The sequence below is a fragment of the Halomonas sp. FeN2 genome (assembly GCF_020595105.1).
Classification (GTDB): domain Bacteria; phylum Pseudomonadota; class Gammaproteobacteria; order Pseudomonadales; family Halomonadaceae; genus Vreelandella; species Vreelandella neptunia.
In genome coordinates this window covers 3,393,625-3,411,941 of the sequence record NZ_CP074200.1, presented here as the reverse complement: position 1 = coordinate 3,411,941, position 18,317 = coordinate 3,393,625, and the positions used below count along the sequence as shown (strand labels likewise).

The 18,317-nt window shown below is 55.5% G+C and carries 17 protein-coding genes; 6 read left to right on the top strand and 11 right to left on the bottom strand.

Annotated features, from left to right (window positions below; genetic code table 11):
- Positions 1–84: 84 nt before the first annotated feature.
- Complete coding sequence (locus KF947_RS15790) at positions 85–381, top strand: DUF1330 domain-containing protein (RefSeq protein WP_133733013.1); 297 nt, start codon at positions 85–87, stop codon at positions 379–381.
- An 81-nt stretch (positions 382–462) separates the two neighbouring features.
- On the opposite strand, the gene KF947_RS15785 is transcribed toward KF947_RS15790, so the two are convergent.
- Positions 463–2,589 carry a TonB-dependent siderophore receptor gene (locus tag KF947_RS15785; protein WP_227404413.1) on the bottom strand — a complete coding sequence of 709 codons (2,127 nt, stop codon included), beginning with the start codon at positions 2,587–2,589 and terminating at the stop codon, positions 463–465.
- 263 nt (positions 2,590–2,852) lie between these two features.
- Here KF947_RS15785 and KF947_RS15780 point away from each other — a divergent pair, with 263 nt between their 5' ends.
- The 4 genes from KF947_RS15780 (at position 2,853) to KF947_RS15765 (ending at position 6,769) form a co-directional block, all read left to right on the top strand.
- Complete coding sequence (locus KF947_RS15780) at positions 2,853–3,848, top strand: iron-siderophore ABC transporter substrate-binding protein (RefSeq protein WP_227404412.1); 996 nt, start codon at positions 2,853–2,855, stop codon at positions 3,846–3,848.
- A complete protein-coding gene (locus KF947_RS15775; RefSeq protein WP_227404411.1) occupies positions 3,805–4,896 on the top strand; it encodes a FecCD family ABC transporter permease in 1,092 nt (363 codons plus the stop codon). The genes KF947_RS15780 and KF947_RS15775 overlap by 44 nt, the downstream gene beginning before the upstream one ends.
- 71 nt (positions 4,897–4,967) lie before the next feature.
- The gene (locus KF947_RS15770; protein WP_227404410.1) at positions 4,968–5,936 is read left to right on the top strand and encodes a FecCD family ABC transporter permease; all 969 of its coding nucleotides are present in this window, start codon (positions 4,968–4,970) and stop codon (positions 5,934–5,936) included.
- The gene (locus tag KF947_RS15765) at positions 5,933–6,769 is read left to right on the top strand and encodes an ABC transporter ATP-binding protein (protein WP_227404409.1); all 837 of its coding nucleotides are present in this window, start codon (positions 5,933–5,935) and stop codon (positions 6,767–6,769) included. Before KF947_RS15770 ends, KF947_RS15765 begins: the two co-directional genes overlap by 4 nt.
- On the opposite strand, the gene KF947_RS15760 is transcribed toward KF947_RS15765, so the two are convergent.
- On the bottom strand, positions 6,731–7,930 hold the full coding sequence (locus tag KF947_RS15760; protein WP_227404408.1) for a multidrug effflux MFS transporter: 1,200 nt from the start codon (positions 7,928–7,930) through the stop codon (positions 6,731–6,733). The two genes, KF947_RS15765 and KF947_RS15760, sit on opposite strands and share 39 nt — an antisense overlap.
- Before the next feature lie 258 nt (positions 7,931–8,188).
- On the opposite strand from KF947_RS15760, the gene KF947_RS15755 reads away from it, so the two are divergent.
- Positions 8,189–8,707 (top strand): cupin domain-containing protein, encoded by a 519-nt coding sequence (locus KF947_RS15755; RefSeq protein ID WP_227404407.1) that lies wholly within the window; start codon positions 8,189–8,191, stop codon positions 8,705–8,707.
- A 110-nt stretch (positions 8,708–8,817) separates the two neighbouring features.
- Here the strand turns inward: KF947_RS15755 and KF947_RS15750 are convergent, their stop codons facing one another.
- The 9 genes from KF947_RS15750 to KF947_RS15710 all read right to left on the bottom strand — a co-directional run bounded on the left by KF947_RS15750 (position 8,818) and on the right by KF947_RS15710 (position 18,312).
- The gene (locus KF947_RS15750) at positions 8,818–9,741 is read right to left on the bottom strand and encodes a bifunctional helix-turn-helix transcriptional regulator/GNAT family N-acetyltransferase (RefSeq protein ID WP_227404406.1); all 924 of its coding nucleotides are present in this window, start codon (positions 9,739–9,741) and stop codon (positions 8,818–8,820) included.
- Between the two features lie 309 nt (positions 9,742–10,050).
- Positions 10,051–10,845, bottom strand: coding sequence for a PhzF family phenazine biosynthesis protein (locus KF947_RS15745; RefSeq protein WP_227404405.1), 795 nt, complete (start codon positions 10,843–10,845; stop codon positions 10,051–10,053).
- Positions 10,846–10,912: 67 nt separating this feature from the next.
- The gene (gene rhuM, locus KF947_RS15740) at positions 10,913–11,902 is read right to left on the bottom strand and encodes a virulence protein RhuM/Fic/DOC family protein (RefSeq protein ID WP_227404404.1); all 990 of its coding nucleotides are present in this window, start codon (positions 11,900–11,902) and stop codon (positions 10,913–10,915) included.
- 373 nt (positions 11,903–12,275) lie between these two features.
- Positions 12,276–12,962 (bottom strand): TetR/AcrR family transcriptional regulator, encoded by a 687-nt coding sequence (locus KF947_RS15735; protein WP_227404403.1) that lies wholly within the window; start codon positions 12,960–12,962, stop codon positions 12,276–12,278.
- Between the two features lie 25 nt (positions 12,963–12,987).
- Positions 12,988–14,586 carry a gamma-glutamyltransferase gene (gene ggt / locus KF947_RS15730; RefSeq protein ID WP_227404402.1) on the bottom strand — a complete coding sequence of 533 codons (1,599 nt, stop codon included), beginning with the start codon at positions 14,584–14,586 and terminating at the stop codon, positions 12,988–12,990.
- Positions 14,587–14,610: 24 nt separating this feature from the next.
- Positions 14,611–15,891, bottom strand: coding sequence for a TRAP transporter large permease (locus tag KF947_RS15725; RefSeq protein WP_227404401.1), 1,281 nt, complete (start codon positions 15,889–15,891; stop codon positions 14,611–14,613).
- 4 nt (positions 15,892–15,895) lie between these two features.
- Positions 15,896–16,399 carry a TRAP transporter small permease gene (locus KF947_RS15720; protein WP_227404400.1) on the bottom strand — a complete coding sequence of 168 codons (504 nt, stop codon included), beginning with the start codon at positions 16,397–16,399 and terminating at the stop codon, positions 15,896–15,898.
- Between the two features lie 84 nt (positions 16,400–16,483).
- Complete coding sequence (locus tag KF947_RS15715; protein WP_227404399.1) at positions 16,484–17,494, bottom strand: TRAP transporter substrate-binding protein; 1,011 nt, start codon at positions 17,492–17,494, stop codon at positions 16,484–16,486.
- Between the two features lie 635 nt (positions 17,495–18,129).
- Complete coding sequence (locus KF947_RS15710) at positions 18,130–18,312, bottom strand: hypothetical protein (protein WP_227404398.1); 183 nt, start codon at positions 18,310–18,312, stop codon at positions 18,130–18,132.
- Positions 18,313–18,317: the final 5 nt, after the last annotated feature.

Here is an 18,317-nt window from a genome sequence, read left to right as displayed (position 1 = left end):
TCGATTGTGCTTTTCTCATGCAGCCCAGTTTTGGGCTAATGATATGCTATCGCTGCTTTTTAATGGTTACGTAAGGAGAATTTAATGCCCGCTTATGTCGTACTGACTCGAGAACACACTCACGACGCCCAGGAAATGGAGCGCTACGGTGAGAAGGCAAAAGCCGCCCGTGAAGGCCACGACCCACAGCCGCTAGCTTTTTATGGCGATTTTGAAGTACTGGAAGGCAGCGCAATGGAAGGAGCGGTCATTCTACGCTTCCCCGACATGGCTGCCGCCCGTGCCTGGTATCAAAGCCCCGCCTACCAGGAAGCCCGCAAGCACCGTTTCCAAGGTGCCGACTACCGCGTTTTTATCGTTGATGGCCTAACAGAAGCCTAAATACCAAAAACGCCCCGCTTTGAATGTTCAAGTCGGGGCGTTTTGACGTTGCTTTACCTCTGGGATATAGGCGGAATTACATCACCAGCGATAGCTCACTTTCGCACTGATTTCGCGACCCGGATTATAGTAATCGGCGGTGCTTGAACCGACCACGTGCTGCTCGTCGAGCAAGTTGCTGACATTGACGGCTAGATCGGCGTCTTTGGTGAGCTGATAGCTGAAGGCTGCATCGAAGAGCGTTGCCGCACTGCTTTTTGACGTATTGGCGACATCAAAGTAGTAGGAGCCGATGTAACGGGCGCCGAGGCCAACACTCAACTCCTGGCTTGGCAAGGTATAGTAGCCCCACAGCGACGCCGTATGTTTGGGTGCTGCAGTGAACTCGTTACCCTCTCTGGCTGTGTTACTGTCGCGTACCACTTCCGACTCCATATAGGAGTAACCACCGGCCACGCTAAAGCTATCGGTCAACTCAGCTTTCGCTTCCAGATCAAGACCCCGTACGCGGGACTCACCCACGGTTTCCCGCTCGATAACGCCATTGTCCTGTACAACCGAGATGGTGACGTCGTCCCTGGTTAGGTCATAGATGGCCGCCGAAAACAGCGCATTCGTACCAAAGGGAGAATATTTCGCACCAATTTCGTATTGCTCGCCCCTTTCGGGCTCGACGCCAATCGTGGGCGGTGCGACCGACTCCACCATGCTGACATAGGTGGAAATTTCGTCGGTGACGCGATAGGTCAGCGCACCGCGAAATGAGGTCTCAGAGAAGTCATCGGAATCGCGAACGCCATCCATATTGGTGCTTGAGACATCCATCGAGTCGTTACGCACACCCGCTGTCACAATGAATCGGTCATAAAAGGACAAATTCTGAGTCAGGAAAACCGACTCGGTGGTGAAGTCCTGCTTATTGCTGCTATAAACGTTCAGGCTACTCGGGGCACCGCTAAAGACGGGATTTGCGATATCAATGGAGGTCGCATCGCCATAAAACGAACTATCTTCGGTGGAAGCATCGCGATACTCGACACCCACCAACGTGCTGCTATCAACCCGGTCAAAGCGGGCGTCGTATTGCAGGATAGCGTTGCCGATCAACTCCTGAGCTTCGTTGTCGGTACCAAAATAGTCGCGATCCACCACGCTGCCAACTCGCGCCGCAGAGTCAGTGATATAGACGTATCCGAAATCGTCGGTCAGGTCGCTATAGCGCAGATTACCCCGCAGCGTCAGGCCGTTGTTGAAATCATGGGTGAGCTGCCCGGTGAGGCTGGTACGCTCGACATCGTGATAGTTGAAGCCAGGCTCGCCGAAGAAGTCGCTGCGGTCGTACTCCCGGTCAAGCGGATAACCACCGCTATTGGGGGTGTCGTCACGCTTCAAGTAATCGAAGATCACGCTTGCTGAGGTGTACTCCGTCGGCTCCCAGGCCAATCCCCCCATCAAGAAACCATTGTTGTCTTTGGAGTGATCGTATTCGCGGTCGCTGTCCCGGAGGGTGCCGGTAAAGCGGTAGGCCACTGTCTCGTCAGCGTTCAGCGTGTCACCCACATCAACACCGGCCTCTTTCGCGTCGAATGAACCGTAGGAGAGATAGCCCTCGCCAAACCGCTCAAAGCGTGGCCGCTTGCTTACGAAGTTGACCGAACCACCGGGATCAGCCGGGCCAAACAGCGTCGAGTTGGCACCGCGCAACACTTCAACGCGCTCGTAGGCGTAAGGCTCTTCGCGTACACCGCGCATTGAGCCTAGCGTCAGCCCGTCACGGTAGGTAGTCGCCTGGAATCCGCGAATTTTAAAATAGTCATTACGGTCATCGGTGCCGTAATAATCGGTGAGGACGCCGGGGGTATATTGCAGCACTTCCTCAGTGGTAGAGGCGTTGCGCTGCTCAATCTCTTTCTCAGTAATGACCGACACTGAGGCAGGTGTATCAAGAATACTGGTGGCGACCTTACCACCCACCCAAAGCTCCTGAGCTACTATCGAATTGGCATCATCATCAGCGTAGGCCTGGGCGTTGACGATAATGGGGGCGAGGCGATATCCCTCGTTATCGTCACTGCCTTCGCCGGTTTCCTGAGCGTTCCCGAGCATGGGAATAGTCACCAGCGTTGTGCCGCACAGAATGGCGGTAGTGGTCTGCTGCCACCGTACCCGACTTGCGTTGCGCCGGACTGTGCTGTTGCTATCAGTCATGTTGAAGATCCCTTGAAATGAATAAACCTACCCTCGCGCCTTGTGATTCTCTTTTGAAAGGCCGGCAGAGTATCCAAAGCTAGCATCCCCGAGTCAAGAGTGATAATGTCAATCACAATCATTTAGTTGAACTTTTGATAATAATTACAATACACCGTGACGTCATGCATCACCCGGACTACCCGTCATATATCTAGGCGCTGCGTGCTTACCACGCAGTGAGGATTATTCGTCATTTACGTCTTAAGCTTTTGGAGAAGGCTATGGCTCTGTTCCATAGAAGTCTGAGTGCTTACGTGGCGCTTATCGCTGCGTGCAGCCTCGGCGCTTTGCCCGTTGGCGCGCAGCAATATCCCCTTGAAATCGAACATGCCCTGGGCACCACCGTGCTTTCCGAGAAGCCCGAGCGGGTAGCGACCGTGGCCTGGGCCAATCACGAAGTGCCGCTGGCCCTTGGCGTGGTACCGGTCGGCTTCGCGGCCGCCAACTTTGGTGACGACAACGACAACGGGCTACTGCCCTGGGTGGAAGCCCGGCTTGACGAGCTGGATGCCACGCCCCCCGCCCTGTTCGACGAAGGCGACGGGATTGATTTTGAAGCCGTGGCTGCCAGCCAGCCCGATGTGATTCTGGCGGCCTACTCAGGGCTTAGCCAGGCGGACTACACCACCCTGAGCCAGATTGCCCCGGTGGTAGCCTACCCCCAAGGCTCTTGGGCAACCAACTGGCGCGCTATGATTCAACTGAACAGCGCAGGGCTCGGCATGGCGGAGGATGGCCAGGCGCTCATCGAGCAAATCGAGACACAGATTGCCGATACCGCCGCCGACCATCCTAACCTTGCGGGCAAGACAGCCATGTTCGTGACCCACCTTGACCCCACCAACCTAGGGCGCATTTCGTTCTACACCGACAACGACGCGCGGGTGCGGTTTTTCCATGACCTGGGGCTGGCCTCGCCTGAAGTCGTCAAACAGCACTCTCCCCCCGGTAAATTTGCTGGCGAAATCAGCTCTGAATTGATCGATGAGCTCAACGATGTGGATATTCTCGTCACCTACGGCGGTCAGCCGCTGATCGATCAGCTCAACGCGCACCCGCTTACCTCCCGCCTGCCTGTAGTAGAAAACGGCGCCATTGTCATGCTCGGCAATACCCCGCTGGGCACAGCGGCCAACCCTACCCCCATGTCGATCTCATGGTTACTGGACGATTATGCAGACCTGCTCTCAGAAGCCGCACGCAAGTCACAACGGTAGCGGCCCGGCGTCTGGCTCAAGCGTTAATCGCTCGGTCGCTCTTCGTATCAAACGCAACGCTGCCCGTCGGTTGTCTGGCGGCGCAGCGCTGCTTGTTCTGCTCGGGCTTGCCGCCATGCTCTCTGTGGCGTTTGGGGCCCGGGAAGTGGGCTGGCCGGAAATCGCCGCTGCGCTGAGCGGCCAGGTAGCAACCGTTGGTGACGCTGCCGTAGCCAGCCGCCTGCCGCGCACGTTGCTTGCCATGCTGGCCGGAGCCGCCCTGGGGATTTCCGGTGGGGTCATGCAGGGCCTGACCCGCAACCCGCTGGCCGACCCCGGCCTTCTGGGCGTTAACGCCGGGGCGGCGCTGGCGGTGGTGATTGGCATTGCCTGGTTCGGTATTGACGATACGACCAGCTACATCTGGACAGCCATTGCAGGCGCCGCTATCTCTGCCTGCGCGGTTTACGCCATAGCCAGCCTCGGCCAGGGCGGCGCCACGCCGCTCAGGCTGGCATTGGCAGGGGCGGCCATCACCGCCGCGCTTAGCTCGCTTGCTACCGCCGTGGTGCTGCCACGGGGTGATATCAGCGGGTTAGTGCAATCCTGGTTAGTGGGTGGTGTGGGTGGCGCGACCTATGAGCAGCTTCTTCCGGTGCTGCCCTTTCTAGTGACGGGTTTTGTGATCACCCTGCTCGCCGCGCGCAAACTCAATATGCTGGCCCTGGGCGATGACACTGCAGCGGGGTTGGGGGAAAAAGTAGCCGTGGCCAGGGCCATGTCGGCAGTGGGGGCGGTACTGCTGTGCGGCCCGATTACGGCGGTGTGCGGCCCGATTGGTTTTGTAGGGCTGGTCGTACCCCACGCCTGCCGCCTGCTAGCGGGCGGCGATTATCGCTGGTTACTGCCCTTCTCTGCCCTGGGTGGTGCGGTACTGCTGACGTTGTCAGACGTGGCCGGGCGGCTGATCGCCCATCCTTCGGAGTTGGACGTGGGTATAGTGACAGCCTTTATCGGCGCACCGGTGTTTATCTGGATTGTGCGCAACCGCAAGGTAGGCTCGCTATGAACCAGCCGCCTCTTAGCGCGATCAGCCATTTCCGACATATTAGAAGGGCGAGCGCTAGGCACCGCGCTCGCATGATTGCAGTGCTTAGCGCTTGCCTACTGGCAGGCGTACTGTTAACCCTGATGGTGGGGCAGTCCTTCACGCCGCTAACCACGGTGGTACGCATACTTGGCGGCGCCGAGGTGCCGGGCGCTGGTTTCACCGTGCGTGAGCTGCGCCTGCCCAGAGCGGTGGTTTCAGTATTAGTGGGCGCCTGCTTCGGCCTGGGCGGCATCGCCTTTCAGACCCTGCTGTGCAACCCGCTGGCAAGCCCGGATATGATTGGTATCAGCACCGGCGCCAGCACTGGGGCGGTGTTTGCCATCGTGGTGCTCTCGCTAAGCGGCCCGGCGGTTTCGATGGTGGCGATTGCTGCGGGGCTGGGCGTGGCGATGTTGATCTACACGCTCTCCTGGCGCCAGGGCGTGACCGGCGGACGGCTGATTCTGATCGGCATTGGCCTGGCCGCGATGCTGCAAAGTATTACCGCCTATCTTTTAATGCGCGCACCCAGTTGGACACTGCAAGAAGCCCTGCGCTGGCTCACTGGCAGCGTCAACGGCGTTCAGCTGGATCAAGCGCTGCCGCTGTTGATCGCCCTGCTCCTGTTCGGCGGGCTGCTATTGAGCCGCCACCGCGACCTTGAAACCCTACGCATGGGTGACGACCTTGCCGCCGGGCTGGGGGTTCGCCTGGCTATTACGCGGGTTGTCGTGGTCATCACCGCTGTGGCACTGGTGGCGTTTGCCACCGCCGTTTCCGGCCCGGTGGCATTTGTGGCGTTCCTTTCCGGTCCCATTGCGGCCCGCCTGATGGGCCGCAACGCCTCACTGCTGATCCCTTCCGCGCTGGTGGGCGCTCTACTGGTGCTGTTAGGCGACTATGCGGGCCAGTTTCTGCTCCCCGCCCGCTACCCGGTCGGCATCGTGACCGGCGTATTAGGCGCGCCCTATCTCGTTTATCTGATACTTCGCGACAACAAAACCCGAGGCACTCTATGAGCGCTTGCTCACTACTCGCCCAGGGCCTGGTGGCAGGCTATGGGGAACGCACCATTCTGGACGACGTTAACCTGACGGTGCCTGCCGGCCAGACCACCGCCATTGTGGGCGCCAACGCCTGCGGAAAATCGACGCTTTTACGCGTGCTTTCACGGCTGCTGACGCCCGCGCAGGGCAGCGTGCTGCTGGAGGGTAACGCCATTCACCAACTGCCCACCCGCCGGCTGGCACAACAACTTGGGTTTCTGCCGCAATCGCCCATCGCCCCGGAAGGCATTAGCGTGCTCGAGCTGGTCAGCCGGGGCCGCCACCCGCACCAGGGGCTTTTCAAACGCTGGAGCGCGGCCGATGAAGTAGCCGTCGCCGACGCCCTGGCCGCCACCCACCTGAGCGAGCTGGCCGAACGCCACGTGGACGAGCTTTCCGGCGGGCAGCGCCAGCGGGTATGGATAGCCATGGCGCTGGCCCAACAAACCAAGGTGCTGCTGCTGGATGAGCCCACCACCTTTCTGGATATCAACCACCAGGTCGATGTACTCGACCTGCTCACCGACCTAAACCGACAGCGCGGCACCACTATCGTGATGGTGCTCCACGAACTCAACTTGGCCGCTCGCTACGCCGACCAACTGGTTGCCATGGCTAAAGGCAAGGTTTACGCGGCAGGCCCACCGGGGGAGATTCTGACCGAGCAGATGGTGCGCGAGGTATTTGGCCTGGAAAGCCGGGTTATCGAAGACCCCGTCACCGGCAAACCGATGATGATACCGCTCGGGCGGCATGGGAGGCCTGACTCAGTGTGCCTCGACAGCGGCGCGCCCCTTGATGATTGAGCGGGCAAGCATCAGATACCCCACCGAACCACAGGCGGCCATGGCCAAAATGACCGCTTCAAGCGTATGCGGTAGCAGTGCAGACAATCCACTCAGAATCCCAGCGATGCCGAACTGTGCGGCACCCAGCAGCGCTGCGGCCGTCCCACTGCTGGTGGGAAAGAACTCCAAAAAGCAGGCCTGAATATTCGGCGAGATCGCCCCCACCGCGCCGATTGTCAGCATCATGGCGGCGAGGAAGGCGTAAAGCGACCAATCCATAAAGGCAGCCATCACCAGCAATAGTATGCCCACTGCCTGACAGCCCGTTGCCAACTGCAGGATACGCAGTGACGGTAGCCTGGAAAGCAGCACTCGATTGAGAATGTTGAAGATAAGCATCGCGACGATATTCGCCGCAAACAGCATTGAAAAGCTTGAAGGCGACTGGCCGAAATGCCCCTGATAGATAAATGACGCATAGGTGATGAACATCATCAGGGTAGAAAAAGAGGCGGCCTGCCAAACGATGAACGGCAGGGCCGGCTTTGTCGTCAGCACCAGTTTATAGCGCGCCAGCAAGCTCATCTTAGGGCTCTTCGCGCGGGACACCTTGCCCGTGCCGGTAAAAATCACCCGCACCAGCAACGGCACCAGCAGCACCGCGTATACCGCCAAGGCGAAAAAGATATAGTGCCAGGAACCCAGCGCCAGAATCGCGCTGCCTACGCTCGGAGCGATTCCAGGCGCCAGCACCATGATAAAGCCCATCATCGAGAACAGCTTCGCGGCGTCGCGGCCCGCCACCCGGTCGCGCACTAACGCCGGTACCGACACCAGAGTCAAACCAGCGCCAATGGCCTGAATTGCCCGCCCGCCGAGCAGGGTGTTCAAGGAATCCGCCATACCAATGACAATGCTTGAGAGCGCAAAAATCGCCAGTCCGCTCATCAGCACCCGCTGGCGCCCGAAGCGGTCGGAAAGCGCACCGCCGATCAACTGACCCAACGCCAACGCAAATACATACACCGAAACACTCAACGATACCGCCTGCTGAGAAATCCCCAGCGATTCACCGATGACCGGGAAGGCTGGCAGATACGTATCCATGGAAAACGGGCCCAGCATCATGGTCATTGCCAGGCTCAGCACCACAATGAAAGGCGTTTTAGATTGGGTCATAGAAGCTCGCGGTAATAAGGGCGTAATGATGGACAACACCCACGATATGATACCGACTGATGCCATCATGGCAATCGAATAGAAAATGAGTAGGTAGGCTGCTGGGCGGTAATCGACTAAACACCTAGCCAGTTTGTTATCGGTTTGCTCGACCATGCATTAAAAACTATTCTTAAAAACGTGCTTAAAACCGTTCTTAAAACCAAGCTTAAAAACCATGCTGAAAGCACACCCCCAACGAGAAATGAGGAGGCAAGGATGTCTATCCCCCAGCCAGAGCGACTTCATCTCGACAGCGATGCAGCGACCGGCTACCCCAACTCCCCTCTACCGGTGCTGATTTATCGTCAAGTTCTCGACATCAGCAATGCAGAGGAGCGGGCCGATACCTTTGAAAGCATGTTCAAACAGCACGGCTGGCCACCTGCGTGGCGCTACCACCTGTATGACTTTGACCACTTTCACTCCACCGCCCATGAAGCACTGGGCATCTTCCGCGGGCAGGCCCGGGCACGGCTGGGTGGCCCAAACGGCCAGGAGCTGATGCTTTACCCAGGCGATGTGCTGGTGCTGCCAGCAGGCGTTGGGCATGCCAGCCTGGAGGCGGACGACGATTTCTGCATGGTCGGCGCCTATCCACCAGGCCAAAAGCCGGAAATAGAGCGCGGCGACCCCGCACAGCTTGCGGCGGCACAAGAACGAGTGGCTGCTGTGGACTTACCCGAGGATTCTCCGGTAGGTGGGTCTCTGGCAGGGCTGTGGGGGGAAGCCACTTAGAATAGGCAATGCCCTGCAGACAAGTACCCACAGAACCGTCATTTATCGCCCCCTCTGCTGTCCGGCATACGGCCGTTGCCTAGGCAGAGCGATGCCTCACAGCGTGGGTACTACAGCTCACGGCTCCACACCTGACCGACAAGATCCTTACCGAAGCTGTGATGGGGCGTTTCCTCAACCAGTTCGAAACCCGCCCTTTCATAGATTTTTCGCGCCCCAATAAGAACGCTGTTGGTCCACAAGATGATTTTTTTGTAGCCAGCTTGGCGGGCGAATCTTAGGCATTCATCGACGAGGCGGCCACCTATTCCAAGGCCTCGGGCGCAGGGATCGACATAGAGTAACCGCAGCTTTGCGGTCGCTTCGTCCTCCCTAACGACGAACACGGAGCCAACGATGCTTCCCTGCTTCTCGACGACCCAACACCGTTCCCATTGCGGGTCATAATCACGCAGATACTTGGCTACGATGTCTGCTGTCAGTGCTTCATATTCACTGTTCCAGCCGTACTCCTGGGCATAAAGAACCGCCTGTCGATGGACGATCCATCCCATATCGCCCGGCTGCGGATCGCGCAGCATGTAGTTCGAATCTGTATCGCCAAGCAGGCTCTCGATTTGATGCATAGCCTCGATCAACTGATGTTGCTCAGGCTCCGAAAGCCGCTTGAGCATGGCAACAACTTCCCGCTGCGATGCGTCACCCAACGGTAGGTAAGTTTCCCGCCCAAGATCAGTCAATTGCAGTTGCGCCGCCCGGCGATCAGAGGGCAAGGGAACCCTGGTGATGAGACCCTTCTTCTCGAAGCCTTTCAGCACCCGGCTCACGTAACCGGCGTTGAGCCCCAGCTCCCGGCAAATATCCGAGCTGGTAAGCATCGGCCGATGCGCCAGCTCATACAGAATGCGAACTTCCGTTAGCGAGAATGGGCTTTCCAGCAGATGCTCGTGCAGCACACCGATCTGACGTGTGTAGAAACGGTTGAAGCTTCGCACAGTTCCGGCTCGCTCATGCAAGCATTGTACTACGGCCATGGAAGAGGCCTCGAGTTAGTTGCCTTAAGCACATAATTAATTGCTTTTGGCAACTATGTCAACAAGATCTCATAAGAAATTACTGACAAAATAAACGAAGCTCACTCGACTGCGCGACGACCTGAATATTAAGCGCCACACATCTCCCAAACAGGCATCTCCCAAGCAAGCAACACTCAATGAACAAAAAACATCACCACAAGCACCATGGTCAGCAATAGCAAGTTGCTCGGCCAATCAATCTTCAACGGCCTTCGTTCGAGCGGCTAGTCGCCAAAAGGAATAACTGCCTCAACATACCTAGCTTTTTCACTTACTCTTGGGCAATGTGATTACCCCTTTCAGATAAGGGGCCACGCGGCCTTTGATAATCACGCGCTCGCCTTCCACGATGCAGCTGAGCGCGCCTTTTCGGGCGCCGCCCTGGCGTGCGGTTAGGGTTTGCTTGCCTAACCGCTTAGCCCAATAAGGTGCAAGCGACGTATGGGCCGAGCCTGTCACCGGGTCTTCTTCAACGCCCACCTTGGGGCCAAACCAGCGGGAAACAATGTCTACTTCATCGCCTTTAGCGGTGACTACCACACCCCGCCCCGGCAGTTGTTTAAGCTGCTGCATATCCGGCGCTAACGACTCAATCAATCGCGCATCATTCACCACCACCACGATATCGTCAGAGATCAGCAGTTCCTCAATGTCGATACCGCCGAACGCTGCCGCTACCTCAGCGTGCATTGCCAAGGGTTCTAGCGTTTTCGCGGGAAAATCCATCGCCAGCTCGTCACCTTCACGCTTTACCAATAACTGCCCACTGCGGGTCTGAAATTGCAGAGTTTCTGAGCTATCACCTAGGGCATTAAAAATTACCCACGCCGCAGCTAAGGTGGCGTGACCGCACAGATCCACTTCTACCGAAGGGGTAAACCAGCGCAGATGGTAGCCTGCCTCCGTGGGTACAAAAAACGCTGTCTCGGAAAGGTTATTCTCCGACGCAATTGCTTGCAGCAGCGCATCATCCAGCCACGCTTCCAGCGGACAAACCGCCGCGGGATTGCCCTCAAAGGGCTTAGAGGCAAACGCATCTACTTGGTAAAGATCAATGTTCATCACAGATAGCCTTTTCTAACTCAAGAGGGCACTTCGGAGGCGGCTCTAAGCACATCAACGTCCACAATCAACTTTCCTTCAGCAGTATAAAATGCTCAATCAACCGTATCATTAGCGTTTTCTGATCAGGCAAGCTTTCCGCCACTAACAGCGCTAGCGCCACCAGAGTGTTGTCGTTGATCAGTTGCTCGACGGGCCGGGCCAGCAGTGCCGCGTTGCGGCGTAAGTACCACAGAAACAGAAACGAGCCACAACGCTTATTCCCATCGGCCAGTGGATGGTTTTTAATTACAAAATAAAGTAAGTGTGCCGCTCGGGTGGCCACATTGGGGTAAAACAATTCGTCGCCAAAGCCCTGTTCAATGGTGGCCAAGGCTGATGTCAAACCGTCACCCCGCACCTGCCCAAACAGTTCAGTTGCTTCGCCTTTAGCGATTAAGGTTTGTTTTAACTCGCCAATGGCTTTCAAGGCTTCTTCCAACTCAAGTGAGTGCATACCGGGCTGTTTGATGTTTAGCTCGGTTAATTGCTGCTCGTCGTAGCCTTGCAGCAGGCTCCATGAGCGTGCGTAGTCGCTAATCACACTCGCTACGGCCTCGCCTTCTGAGGATACCAAGCCTTGATTGGTCAAGGTTCGGCTGAGCAGTGTTAACGCCTGTTCGAACTCTATGCCACGCTCGGTCAAGCGCCGCTGGTTCAGGGTGTAGCCTCGAACTAAGTGGTCTTTTAGCACCTGAGTAGCCCACTTGCGGAACTGGGTAGCCCGCTTTGAACTAACCCGATAACCAACGGAAATAATTGCATCGAGGTTGTAGTGTTTGGTGCGGTATCGCTGACCATGCTCAGCCATATGTTCCAAAATGGAACATGTGCTGTCTTCATCCAGCTCCCCACTCTTATAAATATTACTTAAGTGTTTGGTGATTGCAGGGCGCTTGGTGCTGAACAACTCGGCCATCTGCGCTTGGCTTAACCAAACGGTCTCCTGCTCCAGCGTCACTTCTAGATGTGCTTGCCCATCTTCGCTGGTGAATATCTGTATTTGCTGGTTATTCATAAGTGTTGCCTCCAGGCTTACATCGAGTCTTATGCATCCCTAAAGCAAGCATCACTTAATGCAGCAACATTCACCTTTGCATCCCAGAGCAAATACTCAAGCGCGCTTATCATTAGAGATTAAGTAAACCTTAGCATAAAAACTGTTCATTTATACAGCTTAAAATCTCAGTATCCCATGCTATTAACCGTTGCCCCTTAAAGGATTGTGTTAAGAGTGCAAACGCCGCCTGAGATCATCCGGCAACCACTGGCCAGCCCAACCCTCCCCATGCTTTACGGTAGGCTTTATGCTTCGGGATATCTGGCAGATACCATTCACTGGCTACAAGCCAAGGAAAGCCTTCAAGCGGGACATGGTACTTGGTTATCACTCACTTAATCATCTGGGGCTTAACGCATAGATAGGAAAGTATTACCTCGACCGCATGGGCACGCCGCTCAATCAACCAATCCGGGTCAGCCAGATCCTGCTCGAAGATGATGGATAGCGTGTCGCGTTGATTGATGTGAATGATGGATAGCGAAAGAATAGAAATGTAGAGCTGGGTAGGGTCTACAGCCGAGCGAAATACCCCTGCTGCTTCCCCTCGCTTTAGGGTATCCCGGATCATGCCTACGAGCGGCGTCGTTTGCTGGACGACTTTGCTCGATTTGCGCAGCATGCGCCCACCCAGCAAGTTCTCATTGCGCACCAGGCTGGTGAACTCGGGATGCTCGGCCATATGATCGAAGGTGAATTCGACCAGCGCGCGCATACCTGCAACGGGCTCGAGATAGCTTAAATTGAGTGCCTGCTCCTTGGCGCGCAACTCCTCATAGACTCGTTCGAGAACAGTCAGGTAAAGACCTTCCTTGTCATCGAAGTAGTGATACACCATGCGCACATTACAATCGGCTGCACGCACGATACGTTCCATGCGAGCACCATCGTAGCCGCGCTCGGAAAACTCTTGAGTCGCCGCTTGAAGCAGGCGCTCGCGTGTTTCATGAGCATTACGGCGGGTTTTTCCCCGGGCACGGGCACTCTCTTTCACATCGAGCGTATCGCTTTTTGTCATGTACACATCCTTGTTTCTATTGGTGCTATAGCCCTAACGCGATGCCATCGCTGCGAGGGTCATGAGCGGCGTAAAAGCCTTTCGCCGGGTCGATAACGACCGCGCCGGGGTGGCCAGCCAGGGCACTCTGTGCGGGCAGCAGGCTCATCTGATGACCACGCCGGGTCAATTCAGCGAAGACCGCCTCTCCCGCATCCTGCTCAAGTTTTAGCGTGTCACGGCCATCGGAAAAGGTTCGCCCCAGTAGAAAGCGCGGCGCTTTAAGCGCACTGAGTGGATTCATGCCATAGTCTATCAAGCGCGTCAGTACGGCAGCGAGGGTTTGCGGCTGTCCATCTGCTCCTTGAGTACCGTAAAGTAAACGCGGCTTTCCATCGACACGATACATACCCGGGTTAAGGGTATGAAAAGGACGCTTTCCGGGGGCAAGCGCATTCGGATGAGCAGGATCAAGACTGAACGCGGCACCACGGTTGTGCCACAAAATCCCCGTATCACCGACACTGACACCACTGCCCCAGTCGTAATAAATCGTCTGCAGCATGGAGACGGCATTACCGAAACGATCAGCGGCCGCTAGATAAACCGTATCGCCATGCTGATAAGCGAAGGGCCAATCCAATGCTTTCCCCGCCTCCACTTTTGCCGCTTCAGCATCAAGATGGGCAGGCGATAACAACCTTTCACAAGGCACCGACGCGAAATCGGGATCAGCCAGGTAGCTATTACGATCCAGGAAAGCGCGCTTTACCGCCTCCACTAGCAGATGGTAATAATCGGCGCTGCCCTCTTCGATCCTGGAGAGGTCAAAACGCGCCAGGATACCCATTATCTCTAGTGTCGTCATACCCTGGGTTGGGGGGCGATGGGCCAGCAGCTCGCCACCCCGGTAGGGCACCGACAGCGGCGTTTCTATTCGTGCTCGGGTAGCCGCCAGATCAGCGCCGGTAAGCGGAGACCCTGCCGCTGCCAGACCAGCGGCGATTTTCGCCCCCAACTGCCCTTCATAAAAGTCCCGGTAGCCGTGGGTCGCAATGGACTGCAGTGAAGCGGCCAGCTGTGGCTGGTACAGTTTTTCACCTTCACAGAGGATCTTCCCGCCTGGCATAAAGTGCTCTCGCACGCCTGGCATCATCGACAGCTCATCGCTACGAAAATCAAGCCAGAAGCGCTGCGATGGCGTTATCGGGAAACCTTCCCTCGCTAGCTGTATCGCAGGTTCCATCAGCGCTGCCCAGCCCATTTGGCCGCCACAGTTCTGACGGGAAATCTCATGCGCCTGCCCCCAGGTATCGACCGTGGCAGCTGTGGTTAACATGGAACCAGCGCCCCTCGCAGGCAATTGGCCAGACAGTTCCAACTTAGCCTGTGGCGCCTGGCCAATGCCTGACAGGGTTTGCACACCACCGTTTGCATCCGCGATGATCATGAAGGCATCGCCGCCAAGGCCGGTAAAATGCGGATACGTCACTGACAGGCAGGCCCCCATGGTGATGGCAGCTTCGACCGCGTTGCCCCCTTCACGAAGTACCTTAAGACCCGCTTCTGTTGCCAGTGTATGTGGGCTGGTCACCACCCCCTCATGGGAATGCGCCAACGCTGATGAAGTGATGCTAATAGACATTGCTACCCTCCTTATTCGGGCTGTTTAACCGCCATACACCATATTGGGTAGCCACATGCTGATCGCAGGAATATAGGTCAGCAGTATCAAGGCAAACAGAGCAATGCCAATAAAGGGCAACGCACCACGTACCGCCTGGACGTAATCGACGCCGTTGATAGTGCCCGCCACAAACAGGTTGAGGCCAAATGGCGGCGTGAACATGCCAATCGCCCCATTCACGGTCAGCACTGCCCCCAGGTGGACAGGGTCAATACCCACGCGAATGCCCACGGTGTAAAACAGGGGAGCGAGAATCACCATGATGGAAGAAGCATCTAGGAACATACCGGCAATCAGTACCGTCACATTGATCAGCAGGAAGATATGGTACGGATTTTCGGATAACGACAGGATAGCGTTGGCCAACATCGCCGCTAACCCATTACTGGAAAGAAACCACGCCAGCACCGATGCAGCAGCGAGAATAATCATTACCTGAGCCGTTGTCGTCGCCGCTTCAATCATGCTCTGGAATAACTCTGCAAAGCTTTTCTCACGATAAATCAGCGCTGAGACCAACAAGGCATATATCACTGATACAGCGGCGGCTTCAGTGGGCGTAAAGATACCCAAATAAATCCCACCCAAGACGACGAGAGGAACCCCTAACCCCCACGAAGCATCTTTGAATCCTGTTAAAACCTCGCCCCAACTGGGCGGCTCCACGGGAGTGACACCGTCTTTTTTGGCGCGGTACCAACAGTAAGGCAATAAGCATGCTGCATATAATAAACCGGCGCCCACCCCCGCCATGAACAGCGCACCCACCGACACCCCAGTGACAGCCGCGTAGACGATCATTACTACTGAAGGAGGAATGATGATGCCCAATGAACCGGCAGACACCAGCACGCCAATCGAAAATTGACCGGAATAACCCTCCTTACGCATGGCTGGATAGAGAAGTGAGCCCACCGACACCACCGTGGCCGGGCTCGATCCGGAAATAGCACCAAAAAACATACTCGCGGATACCGCCGTCATCCCCATGCCACCGGTAAAACGACCCACCAACAAGTTGGCCAAGCGGATGATCCGCTGCGATAACCCACCCGCACTCATCAAACTACCGGTAAGAATAAAAAAGGGTATCGCCATCAATGGGAACTTATCCAACCCAGCAAACAAGCGCTCAGCCACGATCGCCAATGGAATATGGCTAAAGCTTCCCATCGCCACCGTGACGGAACCCGCCAATGCAATAAAGATGGGCGTTCCCACTAACATCAAAACAGCTAATAGCACCAGGAATGTGATGACCATGTTCTTATCCAATTTGATCAAGGTAGGCAGAGGCTTGCTCTCGACCAAGCAACGTCCGGAAGAAATGCTGGGTAAAGCGAATACCCATTAAGAGCGCGCCCACCGGAATGGCCAACTGAACGATCCACATGGGCGCTTGTAGAGCAGAGCTAACCTGACCAAAGCGATGGGTTTGCTCGGTTAACTGGAAACCATAAACAACCAGGAAAAGGCAAAAAGCGATAGAAACCGCATGAACGAGCAACCCTATCCATTTCGCTAACAGTGGAGGACAAAACCTTTGCAGAATATCGATGCCGATATGAATCCCTTGCCGCGCCGCGACACTAGCGCCAAGTAGCACCATCCATACAATTTGGTAACGCACCAACTCCTCAGCCCATGAAAAACCATCGTTGAACACGTAGCGGGCAATGACGTTGGCGAAAAGAATGAAAGAGGCAGATAAAATCAGCAGGCCAATCAAAACCTCCTCGGCACGCGATATGAGGCGATCAAGTTTGCGCATAGCGGTCTCCACCAGCAATGAAAAACAACGAGGAAGAAAGGGCTACCGGGATCACCGACCAGCCCTTTAATGGGTGACGCGCTACTATTCGGTATCAGCAATGGCTTGCTGGAATTCCGCCATTAGATCTGCGCCAATTTCATTGGCAAACTCATCGTGCACCGACGCTGTCGACTCTCTGAAAGCCATCAGTTGGGCATCATCCAGCGTGCTCACGTGAGTGCCACTGGCTTCGATAGTGGCAATGTAGCCCGTTTCACGGCGAGCGGTTTCTTCACGCTGGAATGCAGTAGTTTCACGTGCAGCGTCCGTTAATAGCGCTTGGTTTTCACGGCTTAAGCTATCGAACCAACTCTGACTAAACAGAAATGCATAGGCCAGATAAGCGTGGTTGCTGATGACCACATCCGACTGCACTTCATAAAATTTCATTTGTGTAATCGATACCAGCGGATTTTCCTGGCAGTCGACAATGCGCTGTTGCAGCGCGTTGTAGGTTTCGCCGAAGGCAATCGGTACCGGGTTAGCGCCCATCGCTTTAAACTGTTCCATGATGATAGGGCTTTGCATCACGCGTACCTTTTGGCCTGCGAAGTCTTCCGGGCCATTAACAGGCTGGTCACAGGTAAATTGCTTAAAACCACTTTCCCAAAAAGTAACCCCCTTCAGCCCCACCTGCTCTACCGTCGCCAAGAGATCATCACCGGCCTGCCCATCAAGAACGGTATGGGCAACATCAGGCGAAGGGAACAAGAAAGGCAGGTCGACGATCTGCATGGCGGGAACGAAGCCCGATAGCTTGGCGGTCGGAATAATGGCAGCTTCCACAGCCCCCAACTGCAACTGTTGAGTGACTTCGACATCATCACCGAGAGTGTTATTGGGGAAAATTTCGACTGAAATCTCACCGCCGCTACGCTCAGCTACCATGTCCCTGAAGCGCTCAGCCGCCAAGTGTTGCGCACTATCTTCAGGCAAATCATGGTGAAACTTGATATTAATATCGGCGCTTGCCATACCAGTATGTGCCAAAGCGCCCAACGCAAAACTACAAGCGAGAGCCTTCAGCTTCATATTCTTAAATTGCTTTTTCATGGTGTGATCCTTGCCATTGCGCCCATTCAGAAAACACTCTTCATGGAGCGAGTTAAGTAACTATTTACTTACTTAAAGAATTAGCAATTATCATGCCACTTTGAAAAATGAGGGATTCTGCGGGTTGTTGAACGTATCTATGCCTAAATTCGCACCAACTTTGTGCTGAAGGGCTCAATATGGTGCGCATTTATTCGGGGCCTGATGCCCCCCATCAAACCATCGTACTCTTAGTCAATTCTTGGCAGGATCGGGCCGGCGGCTCTTTGCCGCCCGGCAGTTTTGAACAGCTTTTGCATCGAGGGCTTGGGGGTCGAACATAGCGCGCTACTTGAAGGCTTTGAGGCAGCGCGCAGTTACTCCGTTAACAAGACGGCCAGTGGTGCTATCCCCAAATATACATGAGCCGATTGCATAATCTATTCAGATCATCTTATGAGTCGAATAAGGGTTATATTCGGCTCATGGGCCTGTGAGGTGGATTCTTAAAATAGAAAAGAAAAGGGCTCAGTAGCGTAAAACACCTAAATTGAGCGCTTCGGCAGTTGTTGCAAATACAGAAACAGAAAGGGGAGTCACTTGGACTGCCCTTTCGTTTTATGTGTGAAGCGGGAATACATAAATGAAAGCAAGGATCAGCGCTTACCTTCAGTGCGCAGCTTAGCCACATCGTCTAACGCCAAGTCTGTCGCTTCAACAATCTGCTCATCACTCAGCACTCCCAGCTTGAGCAGATTACGGGCTGTTTTCTCGATGCCCAGCTTTTCGCCTTCCTTGCGTTCTTGCTGAGCCCAGTTTTCCAAATTTTCTGCCAACATGTCTT